This is a genomic window from Alistipes communis (assembly GCF_006542665.1).
GTDB classification, from domain to species: domain Bacteria; phylum Bacteroidota; class Bacteroidia; order Bacteroidales; family Rikenellaceae; genus Alistipes; species Alistipes communis.
This window is the reverse complement of the sequence record NZ_AP019735.1, coordinates 1,482,760-1,500,085: the sequence shown is the minus strand read 5'-3', so window position 1 is coordinate 1,500,085 and position 17,326 is coordinate 1,482,760. Positions and strand designations below refer to the sequence as shown.

Here is a 17,326-nt window from a genome sequence, read left to right as displayed (position 1 = left end):
CGAATCGGAATTTTATCCTCTATAACGGCAGCGCCGCGGCGAATATTGCCTATTCGGCGTCGGTGCGTACGTGTGCGGCGTAGTTCTCCCACCGGTCGAGCACGGCGCGGAAATCGGCCGGCAGTTCGCTCTCGAAGTAGACCTCGCGCCCCGTCGAGGGGTGTACGAATCCCAGACAACGGGCGTGCAGCGCCTGCCGGGGCAGCAGCGCGAAGCAGTTCTCGACGAACTGGCGGTATTTCGAGAAGGTCGTCCCTTTGAGGATGCGGGCGCCGCCGTAGCGGGAGTCGTTGAAGAGCGGGAAACCCTTCCACGCCATGTGGACGCGGATCTGATGCGTGCGTCCCGTTTCCAGACGGCACTCCACGAGCGTCACGTAACCGTAACGCCGCACCACGCGCCAGTGAGTCACGGCGTGCTTGCCCTGCTCGCCGTCCGCGAAGACGCACATCTGCAACTTGTCCTTCGGCGAACGGCCGATATTGCCCTCGATCGTCCCCTCGTCGGCGTCGGGATTGCCCCACACGAGGGCATAGTAGCGGCGCACGATCGTATGGTCGAAAAACTGCTTGGCCAGACGGGCGTGCGCGCGTTCGTTCTTGGCCACGACCAGCAGCCCCGACGTATCCTTGTCGATGCGGTGCACCAGACCGGCGCGCAGATCGCCCTCCCGGAACATCGGCAGCGTGCGCAGATGATAGGTCAGGGCATTGACCAGCGTCCCGTCCCAGTTGCCGTGGCCCGGGTGCACGACCATGCCGGCGGGCTTGTCGACGATCAGCAGATCGTCGTCTTCGTAGGGGATGTCGAGCGGGATGTTCTGCGGCACGATCTCGACCTCGCGCTTGGGATAGGGCATCACCACGGTGATGCGGTCCAGCGGCTTGACCTTGTAGCTCGACTTGGCCGGACGTCCGCCCACGAGCACGCTGCCGCTGTCGACCGCCGTCTGGATGCGGTTGCGCGAGCAGTGCTGCATCCTCAGCGTGAGGAATTTGTCGAGCCGCATCGGCTCCTGCCCCCGGTCGACGTCGACCGCGAAGTGTTCGTAGAGCTCGTCGCCCTCCTCCACCTCGCCGCCGTCGGCCTCGGCCTCGCGCCGCAGCGACTCCTCGTCGTCGGGCGCAGCGCAGCCGTGCGGCTCTCCGCCGCACTCCGCGGGCCGCAGCTCCGCATCGTCGTATCCTTCCTGCGATCGGTCCATCGTCTAAAAGAAATTATCCTCCTCGGCGTTCGCCGTCCCGGCGCCGCGCTGCAACTCCTCGGCATGGCGGCGCACCTCGGCCTCGGCCAGCGAATCGGCGAGTTCGGCCCGCCGGCGCTCCCGCTCCTCGCTCAACGCCTGCGCCTGCTTGTCCGAAGCGGCGCTTTCGCGTGCCACCTTCTCCGCGTCGAGCGTCAGGCGCAGCCCCACTTCGGAACCCACTACCGTCGCATATCCCTGCACGGGCTGCTGGCCGTAGACACGTGCATCCTTCTGGTTCAGCAGGTCGATCCCCTCGTCGAAGACGACCGCTCCTACGTTGAACCCCTGCTCCCACAGGCGGCTTTTGGCCTCGCGCAGCGACACGCCGATCACCTTCGGCACGACGACGACCGAATCGCCCTCGGCCACGCCCACATAGAGCGTCACCCCCGAACCCATCTCGATCTGCCGCTTCGTCCCGGCCTCGATCGGACGGCCGTCGACGCGCTGTTCGAGCACGTAGTTGGTCGCCATATCGGGCTGATAAACGAGCCTGTCGATCTCCAATCCGGCGATTTCGAGCATATTCTTGGCCTGCCGGAGCGAACGCCCCGCCACGTAGGGAACCTCGACCTTCTTCTGCGAGAACGAGTTGATCGTCACATAGACCGTGCGGCCGCCCTTGACCTGCGTCCCTTCGTGCGGCAGCTGGTCGAGCACCACCCCTCCGTCGTAGGCCGGAACGAACAGCGAGTCGTTGACGCGCAGTTCGAGGCTGTTGCGCTGCGCCAGCCGCCCCGCGTCGTCGAGTGCGAGACCCGTGAAGTCGGGCACTGTGCGGTGCTGCCCGTGGCGCGTGCCGAGCTGCATGGCGAAGTGCGCCGCCAGCAGCAGTCCGGCGACGACTCCGGCGATCAGCACCAGATGATAGAGATAGGGATAGCTTTTGAGCCGTTTCCAATAGTTCGTCATGGCAGTATCAGAGTTCGTTGTACAGCGTGTCGCGTTCGACCGCCCGCAGCCCCGCGTGGCGGACGATCGTCCGCATCTCGTCGGCCGTCATGCGGGGACGCCGGTCGTCGGCCCCCGCCATGGAGTAGATTTTCGTCGTATCGTCGATCGTACCGTCGATGTCGTCGGCCCCGAAGGCGAGCGCCAGTTCGGTGGTCGCCTTGCCGTACATCACCCAATAGGCCTTGACGTGGGGGATGTTGTCCAGATAGATGCGGCTCATGGCCAGCATCCGCAGATCCTCGATCACCGACACCTCGCCCACCTCCGACATCGCATTGCCGTAGTTGCGGTATTTGAGCGGGATGAAGGCGTTGAAGCCCCCCGTGCGATCCTGCAACGCACGCAGGCGGTCGAGGTGGTCGATACGGTGCTCCACCCCCTCGATATGACCGTAGAGGATCGTGGCATTGGTCTTGATGCCCAGCCGGTGGGCCGCTTCGTGCACGGCGAGCCATTCGGCCGTCGACCCCTTGTCGGGACAGATGCGGGCGCGGATCTCCTCGTCGAAGATCTCGGCGCCGCCGCCCGGAATCGCCTCCATGCCCGCTTCGCGCAACCGTCGCAGCCCCTCTTCGAGCGACAGCCCCGCCCGGCGGATCATGTACGACAGTTCGATGGCCGTAAAGGCTTTGACGGTCGCTTCGGGCAGAATCGCCTTCACGCGGCGGATCATCTCGACATAGTAGTCGAGGTCGTGGTCGGGATGCACGCCCCCCACGATATGCACCTCGGTCATCCCCTGCCCCGCATGGGCGCGGGCGATGGCCTCGATCTCCTCCATCGAGTAGTCCCACGCCTCGGGATCCCCCTTCGGACGGCGGTAGGAGCAGAACCGGCAGTTGAAGACGCAGCGGTTCGTCGGTTCGATATGGAAATTGCGGTTGTAGTAGACCTTGTCGCCGCTCACGGCCCGCTTGCGGCCGTCGGCCAGTTCGCCCAGCAGCCACAGCGGCGCCCCGCGCCACAGCGCGAGCGCCTCGGCGGCGGCGATGCGGCGGCCCGATCGCACCTTGTCGGCGATATGTTGCAGTTCGGAATCCATTATTTCGGTGCTTTCTTATAGAGGTAGATGGCGATAAAACAGTAGAGGATATTGGGAATCCACATCGACAGCCCCGTCGGGAGCGTGCCGCTCTTGGCGAACTCCTCGAAGAAGCGCATCAGCAGGATGTAGGAAAAACAGAGCCCCACGCCCAATCCGATGTGCAGTCCCGTGCCGCCGCGCACCTTGCGCGACGAGAGCGAAACGCCGATGAGCGTCAGGATGAAGGTCGAAATCGGGTAGACGAACCGCGCGTGTCGCTCCACCTCGATGATGCGGATCGAGTCCGATCCCTTCTGCCGCTGCTGTTCGAGAAAGCGGTTCAACTCGCCGATCTTCATCGTCTGGATCAGCTCGTTGATACGCCCCAGCTCGGTCACGTCCAGATTGATGAGCGTATCCAGATCGCGGCGCTGTTCGAAACGCTCCATGCCCAGCGAGTCGAACTCGCGGGTGATGTAGCGCGACGCTGTCCACCGTTTGGTGGCGGGGTCGATTTTCAGATCGGCCGCTTCGAGCGAAGCGGTCATCTCGTTGTTGCGGAAGTGTTCGAGCGCGAGATACGAAGCCTGGCTGGATGCGGCCGAATAGCCCCGGATATAGGCGAAGACGCCCGGCTCGATCTGCCGGTAGATATGCCGGTTGACCGTCGCGTGCTCGCGCACCCGCTTCTTGATGTATTTCATCTCGAAGGCGACCTGCGCACGCTGCGACACGGGGATCACCCACAGGTTGAGCGTGAGCGACAGCGATGCGATCAGCAGCGCGCTGACGAAATAGGGCCACATCAGCCGCCGGAACGACATGCCGCCCGACAGCATCGCCACGATCTCGGTCTGGTAGGCCATTTTCGAGGTGAAGAAGATACAGGCGATGAAGGTGAACAGTCCGCTGAACTGGTTGATGAAGAAGGGGACGAAATTGAGGTAGTAGTCGAAGATGATGGCCTGCACGGGCGCCTTCATCTCGGTGAAGTCGTCGAGTTTCTCGACATAGTCGAAGAGCACCACCACCACGATAATCATGGCGATGGCGAAGAGGTACGTCCCGATGAACTTCCGGATGATGTACCGGTCGAGGATTTTAATGCCGGGCCAAATCTTCATTCAAAATCAAGCGTTAAAAATCAGGAATCGCAGGGGCGCCGGCCGCATCGCCAAGCGAGCGTCCGGCCCGTCCGTTCCCGATTTTCCATTTTCAATCGGTTCACAGTCTTCTTCCCAGTTTCGCCACGGCGGCCTCCTTCCACTCCTTGAAATCGCCGGCGAGGATGTGCTCGCGTGCGGCGCGCACCAGCCGCAGGTAGAAGGCGATATTGTGCAGCGAGGCGATCTGGGCGGCCATCATCTCGCCGCACGTCACCAGATGATGCAGGTAAGCCTTCGAGTAGCGGCGGTCGAAGGTCGTCCCCTCCGGATCGATCGGTGAGAAGTCGTCCTCCCACTTCTTGTTGCGGATGTTGATCGTCCCCTCCCACGTGAAGAGCTGCCCGTTGCGGCCGTTGCGCGTAGGCATCACGCAGTCGAACATGTCCACGCCCCGTTCGATCGCTTCCAGGATGTTCGTCGGCGTCCCGACCCCCATGAGGTAGCGGGGACGGTCGGCGGGCAGGATGGCGTTGACCACTTCGATCATCCGGTACATCACCTCCGTCGGTTCGCCCACGGCCAGTCCGCCGATGGCGTAGCCGTCGGCATCGTACTGCCGGACGTTCTCCGCCGCACGGGCGCGCAGGTCGGGGTAACCGCATCCCTGCACGATGGGGAACAACGCCTGGTAATGGCCGTACCGGGGCTGCGTCTGCGCGTATCGTTCGAAACAGCGGTCGAGCCACCGCTCGGTGAGCGCCAGCGACTTGGCGGCGTATTCGCGCGGTGCGTCGCCGGGCGGGCACTCGTCGAAAGCCATCATGATGTCGGCGCCGATCGCCCGCTCGGTGTCGATCACGCTTTCGGGCGTGAAGAGGTGCTTCGAGCCGTCGATGTGCGAACGGAAATGGCACCCCTCCTCGCGCAGTTTGCGGCAGTCGGCCAGCGAAAAGACCTGGAAGCCGCCCGAATCGGTCAGCATCGGCCCCTCCCACGTCGAGAAGCGGTGCACGCCGCCCGCCTCTTCGAGAATCTTCGTCCCCGGACGCAGGTAGAGGTGGTAGGTGTTGGCCAGGATGATCTCGGCCCCGGCCTCGTCGCGCACGTCGCGGTGGAAGATGCCCTTGACGGCGGCGGCGGTTCCCACGGGCATGAAAATCGGCGTGCGGATCACGCCGTGGTCGGTCGCGAGCTCTCCCGCACGTGCTTCGGTACGGGTGTCGGTATGTCGGAGTGTAAATTGCATCATGTCTGTCAATACGCCGGCACCGGCGGTCGCAGCCGTGCGGCCGCGGGACGCGGACGCCGCCACGAATCGTCCGCACACCTCAGGAAGCGTGTACGATCCGGCCGTCCGGTACGCCGGCGTACCGGACGGTTCCGGCGGGTCGGACGGTGTCGTTGCGTCGTACAAAGGTACGAATTTTTGGCGGTTTTCGTATGCCGCCGCAAGAAATTGAAAAACGACGCGCGGGAATCGAAACCGATCGGCCGTTCCGAGTGCCTCCCACCGCGTCGGAATCCGCCCCGCCGGACCGCACGGCTGATTTTTAATTCGCAAAGCATTGCATTCGCCCTCGCTTATCCGTATTCTTTGGCTGTGCCTTAGATACTCCCGCTCGGCAATGTTCAAATAAATTTGACATTGCACACACTTATTCGTATCTTTGGCTTCGCCTTAGATACTTCGCCTCGGAAAAAATGCAAGCGAGCTTGCTTTTTTCTCTCGGCTTATTCGTATCTTTGCCCGAATAAATAAAATCCTGCCGTCGGACGGACGGCATCTCGGCCAACCGGACGGATTCTCTCTGCCGCGCCCGTCTTGCGCCGTCTTTGCAAAATCGGTTATGGAGGTCACTGAAATGACGCTTTGGGAAAATGTCCTCGCCCACTACGGCTGGCAGGGCGCCGCGCTGGCGGCGGTACTCGTCGTACTGCTGTGCGTACAGCTATGGTACTATCTTTTCGCCTACGGCCGCATCCCCGGCTACAAGAACAGCCGGCGGCGGCAGGTGCTCGACGCCGAACCGCCGCTGTCGGTCATCGTCCCCATGTTTTCGGAGGACGCGCTCTTCGTCGAGGAGCGGCTTCCGCTGATGCTGGCGCAGGAGTACTCCGATTTCGAGGTGGTGATCGTCTACGTGGGGCGCGACAACGACTTCTTCGAAGACCTGCTGCGCATCCGCCAGTCCTTCCCGCGCGTCACGGCCACCAAGATCGAACAGGACGCCCGCTTCCCGATCTCGACCAAAATGGCGCTCAACGTGGGCATCAAATCGGCGCACTACGAACATCTGATCGTCACCTCGACCGACGTGCGCCCGCTCTCCGACCGCTGGCTGGCGCTGATGGCCAAAGGATTCCTGCGCGGCGACGTCGTCGTGGGCTACTGCGGCCTGGAACGCAGGCGCGGTCTGGCCGACCGCTGGATGCGCACCGACCGCATGATGGAGTCGGTGCAGTGGCTCGCCCGCGCCGTGGCGCACCGCCCCTACCGCGGCATCCGCTACAACTTCGGCTTCACGAAGCGTCTCTACTTCGATGCGCGGGGATTCAGCCACCTCAACATGAATATCGGCGAAGACGACCTCTTCCTGCAACGCATCCTGCGCGACGACAACCTGAGCGTCGTGCTCTCGCCGCGCGCCTCGGTGGTGCAGCGCGTCTGGGGCGGACTGGGCTGGTGGACGCGGCAGCGGCGCCTCTACGGTGCGGCGCGGCGTTACTACCCGCTCGCGGTGCGGAACTTCATCCGCTGGGAACCGGGCAGCCGCCTGCTCTTCTTCCTCGCGGCGGCCACGGCGATCGCCGTCATGCCGCTCGAATACAAGCTGGCGACCGCGGCGCTCGTCCTGCTGCGCTACGGCGTGGTCTTCGCCGAGATCTGGCGCATCACCCGCCGGCTCGGCGAACGGGGGCTGCGCGGCGCCTACTTCGTCTACGACCTGCTGAGTCCTTTTTACGAAATGCTGGTGGCGCTGCTCTGCCTGCGCCGCGACGACCGCGTATGGAGATAGCCGACTATATCGTTGCCGACGACCGGCAGCTGGCCCGACTGGTGCTCGGCGGCGACACGGCGGCGTTCGAATACCTCTTCGACCGCTACCGCGACGCCATCCACCGCCTCTTCCTGCAACGCACGGGAAATACCGAAGATGCCGACGACCTGTTGCAGGAGACCTTCATCAAGGTCTACATGAATCTCCACCGTTACAGCCCCGAATACACCTTCGGGCAATGGCTCTACACCATCGCCCGCAACACCTTCATCGACTACGTGCGCAAGCGGCAGGACGACCTGCCGATCGACGAGAAATTTTCGTCGCCCGCCTCGAACACCCCCACGCCCGAAGAGAGCGTCATCAACTCGCAGCAGCGCCACCAGATCGAACTTTGCATCGCCCGGCTGCCCGAGAACTACCGCAGGCTGATCCGCATGCGCTTCTTCGACGAATACTCCTACGAGGAGATCGCCGTCAAGCTGTCGCTGCCGCTCGGCACGGTCAAGACGCAGATCCACCGCGCCCGCGAACGCATGTGCCGCCTGATCGTCGAAAACGATAACCGATAACCCCGACCGCAACATGGACTCCGTTTTCCGCTATTTCCCCGATCTCACGCCGCGCCAGCGCGAACAGTTCGCCGCGCTCGGGCCGCTCTACGCCGAGTGGAACGCCCGCATCAACGTCGTCTCGCGCAAGGATTTCGATCAGCTCTACCTGCGCCACGTGCTCCACTCGCTGGCCATCGCCCGCGTCTGCGCCTTCGCGGCCGGCGCGCGGGTGCTCGACGTCGGCTGCGGAGGGGGCTTCCCTTCGGTGCCGCTGGCGATCCTCTTCCCCGAGGCGCGTTTTATGGCCGTCGACTCGATCGGCAAGAAGATCACCGTGGTGCGCGCCGTGGCCGAAGGGGCGGGCATCGCCAACCTCGAAGCGCGCAACTGCCGTGCCGAGCAGCTCGCGGAGCGGTTCGACTACGTCGTCTCGCGCGCCGTGACCGACATGGCAACCTTCACGGGCTGGGTTTGGCCGCTCGTCGAACGCGGACGGCGCGGCACGCTGCCCAACGGCATCCTCTACCTCAAAGGCGGCGATCTGACCGACGAACTGGCCCGCACCCGCCAAACGTGGCGGGAGTACCCGATCTCGGCATTTTTCGACGAAGAGTTTTTCGAAACCAAAAAGGTAGTCTACACCTCCCGCTGATCCGGTTTCCCGATCTGCGGGGATTTCCCCGAGCGCCCTCCTCTCGACCGATTCTCCGGCGGGCGGCGTTCCCGCCCGCCGCCCGCCGGAGAATCCGAGCAAATTCCGCCGGCCGAAGGGGCATACCGCCCGCCTCCCAACAGCCGCCTTTCCGCTCAATCGGCCGTGACCGTCGACCGCCGGCAGACGATTTTCCCCGTCTGCGTGATGCCCTCGATCGTAATATCGTAGTCGGCCGGTGCGTCGGAGGTGTAGAACTCGACGGTGGCACGACCCGTCTCGTCGAATTCAACCGAAGGGTTCCAGTAGAGCGTCGTGCGGTAGTCGGGAACCATCGAACGGCGGGCCTTCTCCGTCGCGTATGCCGGAGCGTAGAATTCCGCAGGGGTCTGGTAACCCAGCGGGGAGGCGATCGCCACATCGACCGACGGCATCAGCGCGACTGCATCCTCCCACTCCTTTCCTTTCTTTAATGTAATGGAAACGACCGCTCCTTTCGCCCACGGAATGTAGAGCGCCGAATCGTGGGAATCGATCAGATCGATCCGCGAGACCATTTCCAGCGGATAGGAGAGGCACATCACCTGCTGCGCGAGCGTAAACTGCGTGAAGCCGCCCAACCCGTCGGGCCGAGCGATTCCTCCGAGGCCGGAGGCCGCGCCGCGACTGACGTTGCGGGAAGAACGCACCATTCCCGTCAAGGGAAATCCCGATGCCGACGCCTGCATATCGACCGGTTCCTCCAACTGTCCGTCGACCACGAACAGAGCCCCCGTCCCGCGATACGATATTGAATAATCGGATACTTTGATTCCCGGCATACGGGCCAGACACTCCAAGATCGTCCCTGCACCCGACTCCTTGATCTGCTCGGCCGTCCACGAATTCGAAGCGAGCCGCTGTTCGGGCGATTTCATCTCCTGCCGGATACGATGCGTCACTACGACCGTGTCGATCAACACGTTTCGCATATCGGTCTGCCCTCGCTGCTCGATGTAGTGCCGGGCCTGGGCGAGGTAGGGATTCGCCGCATCCGTTTCCGGCACGCGGGGCAGCGTCCCCACCTCGGGGAACGAATCGCGCGCGACCTTCACCGTTGCCTCCGGCAGCAGCCCTTTCGCTGCTGCGGGACGCAGCACGTAGAGCGTGCTGTCGGGGAAGTCGAAGCCGTTGAGCGCGAACCGTCCCTCCTTGTCGATCGGCGCCTGCAACGAGTAGTGCCACCGCGGCGCGATCATCCGCATCTCGTAGCGGTCGAGCTTCTTCTTCCTGTTCCACAGTCCGCCCTTGTTGATCCGCCCCGCGATCTCCTGCCCGACTTCGAGCGGGTAGGCCGGCGTCGCATACTCGCCCCGTACCGCGGCCGGCACGTCGTAGCGCCGCCATCCCTGCGTGAGCAGCAGTGCGTCGAGCGCCGCGACCCGTGCGGCGTCCCGCCCCTCGAAGTACCAGTCGGGCGTCTCGATCGTACCCCGCAGTTCGGAAGTGAGCAGCAGCGTCGAATAGATGCTGCCCGACATCGCCGAGGGCACCGCCGCACGATCCGTCACCGCGATCGAGAAGTCGCCCGCGGCAGGACCTCCGTCGGGATCGGTCGCCGAGACGGCGAGCGTGACCTTCGTCCGCTGTTTCAACGAACCCCGCACCTGCATGTCGGTCGTCGCAAGTTCTTCGCCCCGATTGAAGACCAGACGCTCGGAGAGCGCGTTGCCCGCCTTGTCCAGCAGCAGAATTTGCAGCACCCCGCCCGGCAGCTTGTCGCGCTTGAAGATCAGCGACGGAAGATCGTCGTTCCACTCTCGGAAGTAGCACAGATTGCCGCGGCAATGGACGAGCAGCCGCAACCCCTTCGGCAGAGGACGACCCGACTGCACCATCACCGTAAAGTCCCGTTCGGTCTGCAATACGCGAAGCACGCAGGCGAGATTGTTCGATGCGGGCAGGTCGAAGCGTTCGGTCTTTCCGCCCTCCATCGTGCATTCGGCGTAGTAGCGTTCACCCGTGTGGGCTGTGAAGCGCAGAGAGCCCATGCCGCCGTGAAGCGTGCGAAGCGTGTCGACCACCTCCTCGCGGTCATTCTTCACCACGCCCGCGACCTCGACCGACCCGCCGTCGTCTCCCAGTGCCTTGAAGGCCACGCAGCAGTCGTAGCCGTCGATCAGGTAGCCCCCTTCGGGGAAGAACGAGACGTCGAAGTCCGAGACTTTGCGCACCGAGGTGTTGCGCTGCGTCCTGCGGCTCTCCCGATAGGGCCGGATCGTGAGCGGCTTCTTGAAGAAGTACTCCGGCCCCGGATTGCGCATGTAGAGCGTATAGGCCGTAAGCGAGTAGTCCCCGAAGCGTTCCAATGACTGCGTGGGAAGGTAGCCGCTGTACACGCTGTCGCGCGACAGGAGTTTGATCCGCCGCACCAGCGACCCGCGGTCGTCGCGAAGCTCCACGTAGACGTAGCGGCTCGCGGCAACGGGACGGTGCGTCGCCGCGTCCGCGCAGTGAGCGCGAAGCCAGATCGTATCTCCCGCGATATACGAATCCTTGTCCGTATGGAGATGCAATTTCTCTTGCGGATAACGCTCTATCTGAGCGGAAAATCCGTTAAAATCCTTACAGGGGGGGGGTAGTTCGGGAGTCTCCGAACGCATTCAGCGAGAGAACCAATGCTACCCCGATCGCAGTCGTGCAGAGATCGAGTTTCATAGCGCATATTGTTTTGGTTTTCGTAAAAATAGGTATTTTATTCCGAATTGCAAAAAAAATAGCACAAAAAGTTGCGGCGAGCAGTCCGCCGACCGCAAACAGCGACGGCTCCGTCACCGCTTCTCCCCCCTCCAATCCGCGGGTGCTCAGCAGGCCGCATGCCGCCTGGATGTCCTCGCCGCGCGAGGCTCGGATCGTGGTGGTGATCCCTCTGGCCGTAAGCGTATCGCGGAAACGCTCCATGGCCGCACGGTCGGGCGAGAAATAGGGCGAATCGGGGATGCGGTGAAAACGGATCAGGTTGATGCGGCAGCGCAATCCGTTGAGCAGGCGGCACAGTTCGCGCAGATGCCGCGGCGAATCGTTGAGCCCCTGCATCAGGATATATTCGAACGACACGCGGCGCTGCCCCGTGAAGTCGTAGTCGCGCAGCACGTCGACCAGCTCGCGGATCGGATAGGCCCGTTCGATCGGCATGATCGCCGCACGCTCCTCGGCAAAGGGGTTGTGCAGCGACACGGCCAGATGTACCCGCGTCGTGTCCAACAGCCGCCGCAGCTGCGGGGTGACGCCCGCCGTCGAGAGCGTGATGCGCGTGGGCGACCAGCCGAAGCCCCACTCGGCCGTAAGCACTTCGATGGCCCGCAGTACGGCGTCGGGGTTGTCGAGCGGCTCGCCCATACCCATAAAAACGATGTTGGTCAGGCGGTCGCGTTCGGGCAGCGACTCGATCTGATTGAGAATCTCGGCCGCCGTGAGCGAATGCTGCAATCCCTGCCGGCCGGTGGCGCAGAAACGGCAGCCCATGCGGCAGCCCGCCTGCGACGAGACGCAGAGCGTGGCGCGGTCGCCGTCGGGGATATAGGCCGATTCGATGAAATGCCCCTGCACGGTACGGAACAGATACTTCTTCGTTCCGTCGGACGACGTGCTGACCCCGACGGGTGCCGAAAGCCCCGTGTCGCAACGTTCGGCGAGCCGCACGCGCGCCGCCGCCGGCAGGTCGGTCATCGCCGCCGCGTCGGTCGTGTGCCTGCGGTAGAGCCAGCGGGCGATCTGGCCGGCGGCGAACCGCGGCAGCGACAGCTCTTCGCAGAGCCGCCGCAATTCGGTCATGTCTTTTCCGTAGAGGTATTCCATAAAACAAACGTGCGCGGCGGCCGGAGTTCTCCGCCCCGGCGGATAGTGCCGGCAGGGGTCTGCACGCCCCCTCGCCGACGACAAAAGTAGATAAAAAACATCGATTTTTTCCGCCGACCGATTCGTTTTTGATTTTTTCTTTCTATATTTGTGGTGTGGAGTGAGCCGTAAATGCGCCGCAACGGGTTCGACGAAGCCGTGGGAACGGCTCGGGCCGGATGGCGGAAAACGAGCCAACAGACTGGATAACAATCAAAAAACAGAATAATGGAAATCAAAAAATCACCGAAAGCCGACCTCCAGAACAAGCGGGGTCTTCTGCTCGAGATTGGTTTGATAATTGCACTCGGCGGCGTTATCGCTGCGTTCGCATGGACGCCCAAGGAGCAGAAAATAGAAAAGCTCGATCTGAATATCGCCCCCGTCGAGGAGGAGATCATGGAGATCACGCGTCAGGAGCAGAAGCCGCCCGAGTCGCCCAAGAAGACGGAGATCACCGTGATTACCGATATTCTGAAAGTCGTAACCAACGATACCAAAATTACGACAAACGTCGATTTCGCCGAGTTCGAGGACGACGTGGAGATCGTACAGCAGGTAGCTGTCGAGGAGGAGGAGATCGTCGAGGAGCAGCCGTTCCTGGTCGCCGAGACGATGCCTTCGTTCCAGGGCGGTTCGCTCAACGATTTCCGCAACTGGGTTCAGAGCAAGGTCCGTTATCCGGCCATCGCTCAGGAGAACGGTATTTCGGGCAAGGTGGTGCTGACCTTCGTCATCGAGAAGGACGGCCGTCTGACCAACATTCAGGTGCTCCAAACGCCGGACCGCTCGCTCTCGGATGAGGCGATCCGCGTATTGCAGCAGTCTCCGAAATGGTCGCCGGGCAAGCAGCGCAACCAGCCTGTGCGTGTGAGGTACACCCTGCCTGTGGAATTCCGCATCCAGCAGTAAACCTTCACCGACCGCCGGAGACCGTGCCGCGAACCGTCCGACCTTCGGAAGTCCGAATCAATAATAAGGGTATCTCTTTTCGGGGGATACCCTTTTTTTCAATGCGACTTGAATTATGACAGAGAACAAATCCACCATACAAACCGCCGCAGGAGTACCGGAACGCGAACGAGCCGTACTGGTGGCCGTCGTGCGCGACAGCCAGGAACTCCGCCAGAGCGAGGAGTACCTCGACGAGCTGGAATTTCTGGCCGAAACGGCCGACATCACGACGGTCAGACGGTTCAGCCAACGGCTGCCGCAACCCTCGTCGCGCATCTACGTGGGACCGGGCAAACTCGAAGAGATCGCCGCCTACTGCGAAGAACACGCCGTCGACGTGGCGATCTTCGACGACGAACTCACGCCGGCGCAGACCCGCAACATCGAGCGGGCGATGCCCTGCCGCATCCTCGACCGCACGCGCCTGATTCTGGACATCTTCCTCGCGCGTGCGCAGACGGCCTATGCCAAAACGCAGGTGCAGCTGGCCCAATACGAATACATGCTGCCCCGGCTCGCCGGCCTGTGGACGCACCTCGAACGGCAGCGCGGAGGCACGGGTACGCGCGGCGGCGCCGGCGAACGCGAGATCGAAACCGACCGCCGTATCGTACGCAACCGCATCTCGAAATTGAAGGAGGATCTCAAAAAGATCGACCGCCAGATGGCCGTGCAGCGCTCCAACCGCGGACAGCTGGTGCGCGTGGCGCTGGTGGGATATACCAACGTGGGCAAATCGACGCTGATGAACCTCATCGCCAAGAGCGAGGTTTTCGCCGAGAACAAACTCTTCGCCACGCTCGACACGACGGTGCGCAAGGTGGTCTTCGACAACCTGCCCTTCCTGCTGTCGGATACCGTAGGATTCATTCGCAAACTGCCGACGGAGCTGATCGAATCGTTCAAATCGACACTCGACGAGGTGCGCGAAGCCGATCTGCTGCTGCACGTGGTGGATATTTCGCACCCCCGGTTCGAGGATCAGATCGCCGTGGTGAAGCAGACCTTGCAGGAGATCGGCGCGGGCGACAAACCGGTCTACCTGGTTTTCAACAAGATCGACGCCTATACGTGGACGGAGAAGGCCGACGACGACCTGACGCCCGCCACGGACGAAAACCGTTCGCTCGACGACCTGAAACAGAGCTGGATCGCCAAGGCCAACACCCCCTGCATCTTCCTCTCGGCCAAACGGCGGACCAACATCGACAAGTTCCGGCAGGATCTCTACGGCATGGTGCGCGAGATCCACGCCGGACGCTATCCCTTCAACAACTTCCTCTACTGACCCGGAAATCCAACACCCCCGCATTATGGAGATCAACATTCTGAACCGACAGAACACCGTCCTCAACAAGTTCATCGCCGAGATCCGCGACCGCAGGATCCAGTGCGATTCGATGCGTTTCCGCCGCAATCTGGAACGCATCGGCGAACTGATGGCCTACGAAATCTCGAAACGGTTCCGCTACACGCCCCGCACGGTCGAGACACCGCTCGGCGAGGCCGAAGTCGAGCTCTACGATAACGAAATCGTCATCGCCACGATCCTGCGCGCAGGCCTTCCGTTTCACCAGGGCTTCCTGAACTATTTCGACGACGCGCAGAACGCCTTCGTATCGGCCTACCGCAAGAGCAAGAAGGACGGCACGTTCACCGTCAAGGTCGAGTACATCTCGTGCGGAAGTCTCGAAGGGAAGACGATGCTGCTGGTCGACCCGATGCTCGCCACCGGATCGTCGGCGGCGCTGGTCTACGAAGCGCTCGTCGAGAAGGGAGGTATGCCGGCCCACACCCACGTGGCGTCGATCATCGGTTCGGAGCAGGGCGTAGACTACGTGCAGCGCCACATGCCGCATGCGACCACTTCGCTCTGGTGCGCCGCCGTGGACGAAGAGCTGACCTCGCGCTCCTACATCGTTCCCGGTATCGGCGATGCGGGCGATCTGGCCTACGGAGAGAAGTTGTAACCGCCGCTGCCCCCGAACGGACGGCAGGCGGAGCGCACCGCCGCCGTCCGCTTCCGGCTTCGTCGGGGAGGATTGAAAAGCCATGAAACGATTCATCGAAAACCGTCCGTCATCGGACACCGCCCGCCGGCCCCTTCCGCCGCTGGCCGGCAATCTGCTCTTTCTCGGCGCCCTCTTCGCCATGAGCCTGCTCGTGATGGCGATCGAGAAACCGCTCTTCCTGCTGTGGTACCACGCGCAGGCGGCCGAAGCTTCGGCCGCAGAGCTGGCGCTGGTCGTCTGGAACGGATTGAAACTCGACCAGACCGTAGCGGGATACATCACCGCACTGCCGCTCCTGGTCGTGCTCGCAGCCCTCTGGATTCCGGGGCGATGGAGCCGCAGCGTGCTGAAAGGTTACCTGCTCGTCATCGCCGCCGTCGCCGCCACGGCGTTCGCCGCCAACCTCGCCCTCTACGAATACTGGGCCTTCCCGCTCGACAGCTCCGTGCTGCAATACCTCGCCTCGCCCAAAGAGGCGCTGGCGAGCGTCACGGCCGGCCAGCTCCTGCTGCAACTGCTGGTCGCCGCGGCGGTCTTCGGAGGCATGGCGTGGTGCTACCTGCGCGTACTGCGGCTTTACGACCCCGCCCGGCGGTCGACACATCGCGCAGGCAGCACGCTGGTGCTGCTGCTGGCGGCAGGAGTGCTCTTCCTGCCGATCCGCGGCGGGGTGTCGGTGGCAACGGCCAATGTCTCGAAGGTCTATTTCAGCGGCCGGATGTTCCTGAACCATGCGGCGGTCAATCCGCTTTTCTCGTTCCTCTCGACCCTGTCGGACGGCGACGACGCCCTCTACGAATACGAATTCTTTCCCGAACCGGAGCGTGCGGCGATCTTCGAGCCGCTGCGCGGCGACCTGCCTGCCGGAATCGGAACCGACACGCTGCTGCGCACCCGACGGCCGAACGTCGTGCTGTTCCTGGTCGAAAGCTTCGGCCGCTCGACGGTCGACGAGCGTGTCGGAGGCGAACCCGTAGCTCCCGAATTCCAACGGTTGAAGGGCGAGGGAGTCTATTTCGACAACCTCTTCGCCAACTCGTTCCGCACCGACCGCGGCACGGTAGCCGTGCTGAGCGGATTTCCCGCCCAGACCAAGATGTCGGTCATGAAGCTGCCCGTCAAGAGCCAGCGGCTCCCCTCGATCGCCCGCTCGCTGCGCCGCGAGGGCTATGCCACGAGCTTCTACTACGGCGGCGACCTTAACTTCACCAACACGGCCTCCTACCTCTACGGCACGGGCTTCGACCGGCTCACGTGGCAGAAAGACCTGCACTTCGACGCCCCGACCTCGAAATGGGGCTATGCCGACGACGTGGTGATCGACGCCTTCACCGACCATGTGCTCGCCGAAGCCGCATCGCAGCGTCCCTTCTTCGCCGCGATGCTCACGCTGTCGAGCCACGAACCGTTCGACGTGCCGTTCGCGAAGTTCGACGACCCGATGCTCAACGCCATGGCCTTCACCGACGCCTGCCTCGGCCGCTTCGTGGAACGCGTGCGGCAGACTCCCGTATGGGACGACCTGCTCGTCATCCTCATCGCCGACCATGCCTATCCCTACCCCTACGGCATCGCCAACAGCGACGCGCTGCGTCACCGCATCCCGATGCTGTGGCTGGGCGGCGCCGTGCGCCGTCCGGCGGTGGTCGAGACCTACGGCTCGCAGAGCGATCTGGCGGCCACGCTGCTCGCGCAGCTGGGGATCGCTCACGGCGATTTCCTTTTCAGCCGCGACCTGTTCGATCCGGCGCGCCCCAAATTCGGCTACTGGTGTTTCAACAACGGCTTCGGCGTGGCCGACGCCGGCGGCACGACGATCTTCGACTGCACCTCCGCCCGCGTGATCTCGCCCGACAGCACGGCCGCGCAGCTGCGCGACGGAAAGGCGATGCTCCAAACCACCTACAAGGCGATACGGGAGCTGTAAAAATCCGGAGAATCGAAATCCG

At 63.0% G+C, this 17,326-nt stretch carries 13 protein-coding genes and 1 pseudogene; 7 read left to right on the top strand and 7 right to left on the bottom strand.

All coding sequences use genetic code 11. From position 1 onward, the window contains the following. Positions 1 to 49 precede the first annotated feature (49 nt). From FMF02_RS06195 to tgt, 5 genes are all read right to left on the bottom strand, one after another. Positions 50 to 1,204, bottom strand: coding sequence for an RluA family pseudouridine synthase (locus tag FMF02_RS06195; RefSeq protein WP_141412519.1), 1,155 nt, complete (start codon positions 1,202 to 1,204; stop codon positions 50 to 52). Positions 1,205 to 1,207: 3 nt separating this feature from the next. Further along, complete coding sequence (locus tag FMF02_RS06190; RefSeq protein WP_019130640.1) at positions 1,208 to 2,158, bottom strand: PASTA domain-containing protein; 951 nt, start codon at positions 2,156 to 2,158, stop codon at positions 1,208 to 1,210. 7 nt (positions 2,159 to 2,165) lie between these two features. After that, positions 2,166 to 3,242 carry an aminofutalosine synthase MqnE gene (gene mqnE / locus FMF02_RS06185; protein ID WP_141412518.1) on the bottom strand — a complete coding sequence of 359 codons (1,077 nt, stop codon included), beginning with the start codon at positions 3,240 to 3,242 and terminating at the stop codon, positions 2,166 to 2,168. Next, positions 3,242 to 4,348 carry an LptF/LptG family permease gene (locus FMF02_RS06180; RefSeq protein ID WP_019130642.1) on the bottom strand — a complete coding sequence of 369 codons (1,107 nt, stop codon included), beginning with the start codon at positions 4,346 to 4,348 and terminating at the stop codon, positions 3,242 to 3,244. Before FMF02_RS06180 ends, mqnE begins: the two co-directional genes overlap by 1 nt. A gap of 100 nt (positions 4,349 to 4,448) precedes the next feature. After that, on the bottom strand, positions 4,449 to 5,576 hold the full coding sequence (gene tgt / locus FMF02_RS06175) for a tRNA guanosine(34) transglycosylase Tgt (protein WP_141413584.1): 1,128 nt from the start codon (positions 5,574 to 5,576) through the stop codon (positions 4,449 to 4,451). Between the two features lie 616 nt (positions 5,577 to 6,192). Between tgt and FMF02_RS06170 the strand changes: the two genes are divergently transcribed. Genes FMF02_RS06170 through rsmG form a run of 3 tightly spaced genes read left to right on the top strand, consistent with a single transcriptional unit; the run spans position 6,193 to position 8,535 of the window. After that, complete coding sequence (locus FMF02_RS06170) at positions 6,193 to 7,347, top strand: glycosyltransferase family 2 protein (RefSeq protein ID WP_141413583.1); 1,155 nt, start codon at positions 6,193 to 6,195, stop codon at positions 7,345 to 7,347. Beyond that, positions 7,338 to 7,901, top strand: a complete 564-nt coding sequence (locus FMF02_RS06165) for an RNA polymerase sigma factor (protein WP_141412517.1) — start codon at positions 7,338 to 7,340, stop codon at positions 7,899 to 7,901. Before FMF02_RS06170 ends, FMF02_RS06165 begins: the two co-directional genes overlap by 10 nt. Positions 7,902 to 7,914: 13 nt before the next feature. Next, positions 7,915 to 8,535 (top strand): 16S rRNA (guanine(527)-N(7))-methyltransferase RsmG, encoded by a 621-nt coding sequence (gene rsmG, locus FMF02_RS06160; RefSeq protein ID WP_141412516.1) that lies wholly within the window; start codon positions 7,915 to 7,917, stop codon positions 8,533 to 8,535. Between the two features lie 155 nt (positions 8,536 to 8,690). Here rsmG and FMF02_RS06155 read toward each other — a convergent pair whose 3' ends face one another. Then, positions 8,691 to 11,090 carry a TonB-dependent receptor gene (locus tag FMF02_RS06155; RefSeq protein ID WP_141412515.1) on the bottom strand — a complete coding sequence of 800 codons (2,400 nt, stop codon included), beginning with the start codon at positions 11,088 to 11,090 and terminating at the stop codon, positions 8,691 to 8,693. A 271-nt stretch (positions 11,091 to 11,361) separates the two neighbouring features. Then, positions 11,362 to 12,372, bottom strand: a pseudogene (gene rlmN / locus FMF02_RS06150) (dual-specificity RNA methyltransferase RlmN); the annotation flags it as partial. A gap of 267 nt (positions 12,373 to 12,639) precedes the next feature. Here rlmN and FMF02_RS06145 point away from each other — a divergent pair. The 4 genes from FMF02_RS06145 to FMF02_RS06130 all read left to right on the top strand — a co-directional run bounded on the left by FMF02_RS06145 (position 12,640) and on the right by FMF02_RS06130 (position 17,304). Next, entirely contained in the window at positions 12,640 to 13,323 is a 684-nt protein-coding gene (locus FMF02_RS06145; RefSeq protein WP_141412513.1) for an energy transducer TonB, read from the top strand. A gap of 115 nt (positions 13,324 to 13,438) precedes the next feature. Next, positions 13,439 to 14,653 (top strand): GTPase HflX, encoded by a 1,215-nt coding sequence (gene hflX / locus FMF02_RS06140; RefSeq protein WP_019130651.1) that lies wholly within the window; start codon positions 13,439 to 13,441, stop codon positions 14,651 to 14,653. A 25-nt stretch (positions 14,654 to 14,678) separates the two neighbouring features. Then, a complete protein-coding gene (gene upp / locus FMF02_RS06135) occupies positions 14,679 to 15,335 on the top strand; it encodes a uracil phosphoribosyltransferase (RefSeq protein WP_141412512.1) in 657 nt (218 codons plus the stop codon). Positions 15,336 to 15,417: 82 nt separating this feature from the next. Beyond that, positions 15,418 to 17,304 carry an LTA synthase family protein gene (locus FMF02_RS06130; RefSeq protein ID WP_141412511.1) on the top strand — a complete coding sequence of 629 codons (1,887 nt, stop codon included), beginning with the start codon at positions 15,418 to 15,420 and terminating at the stop codon, positions 17,302 to 17,304. Positions 17,305 to 17,326: the final 22 nt, after the last annotated feature.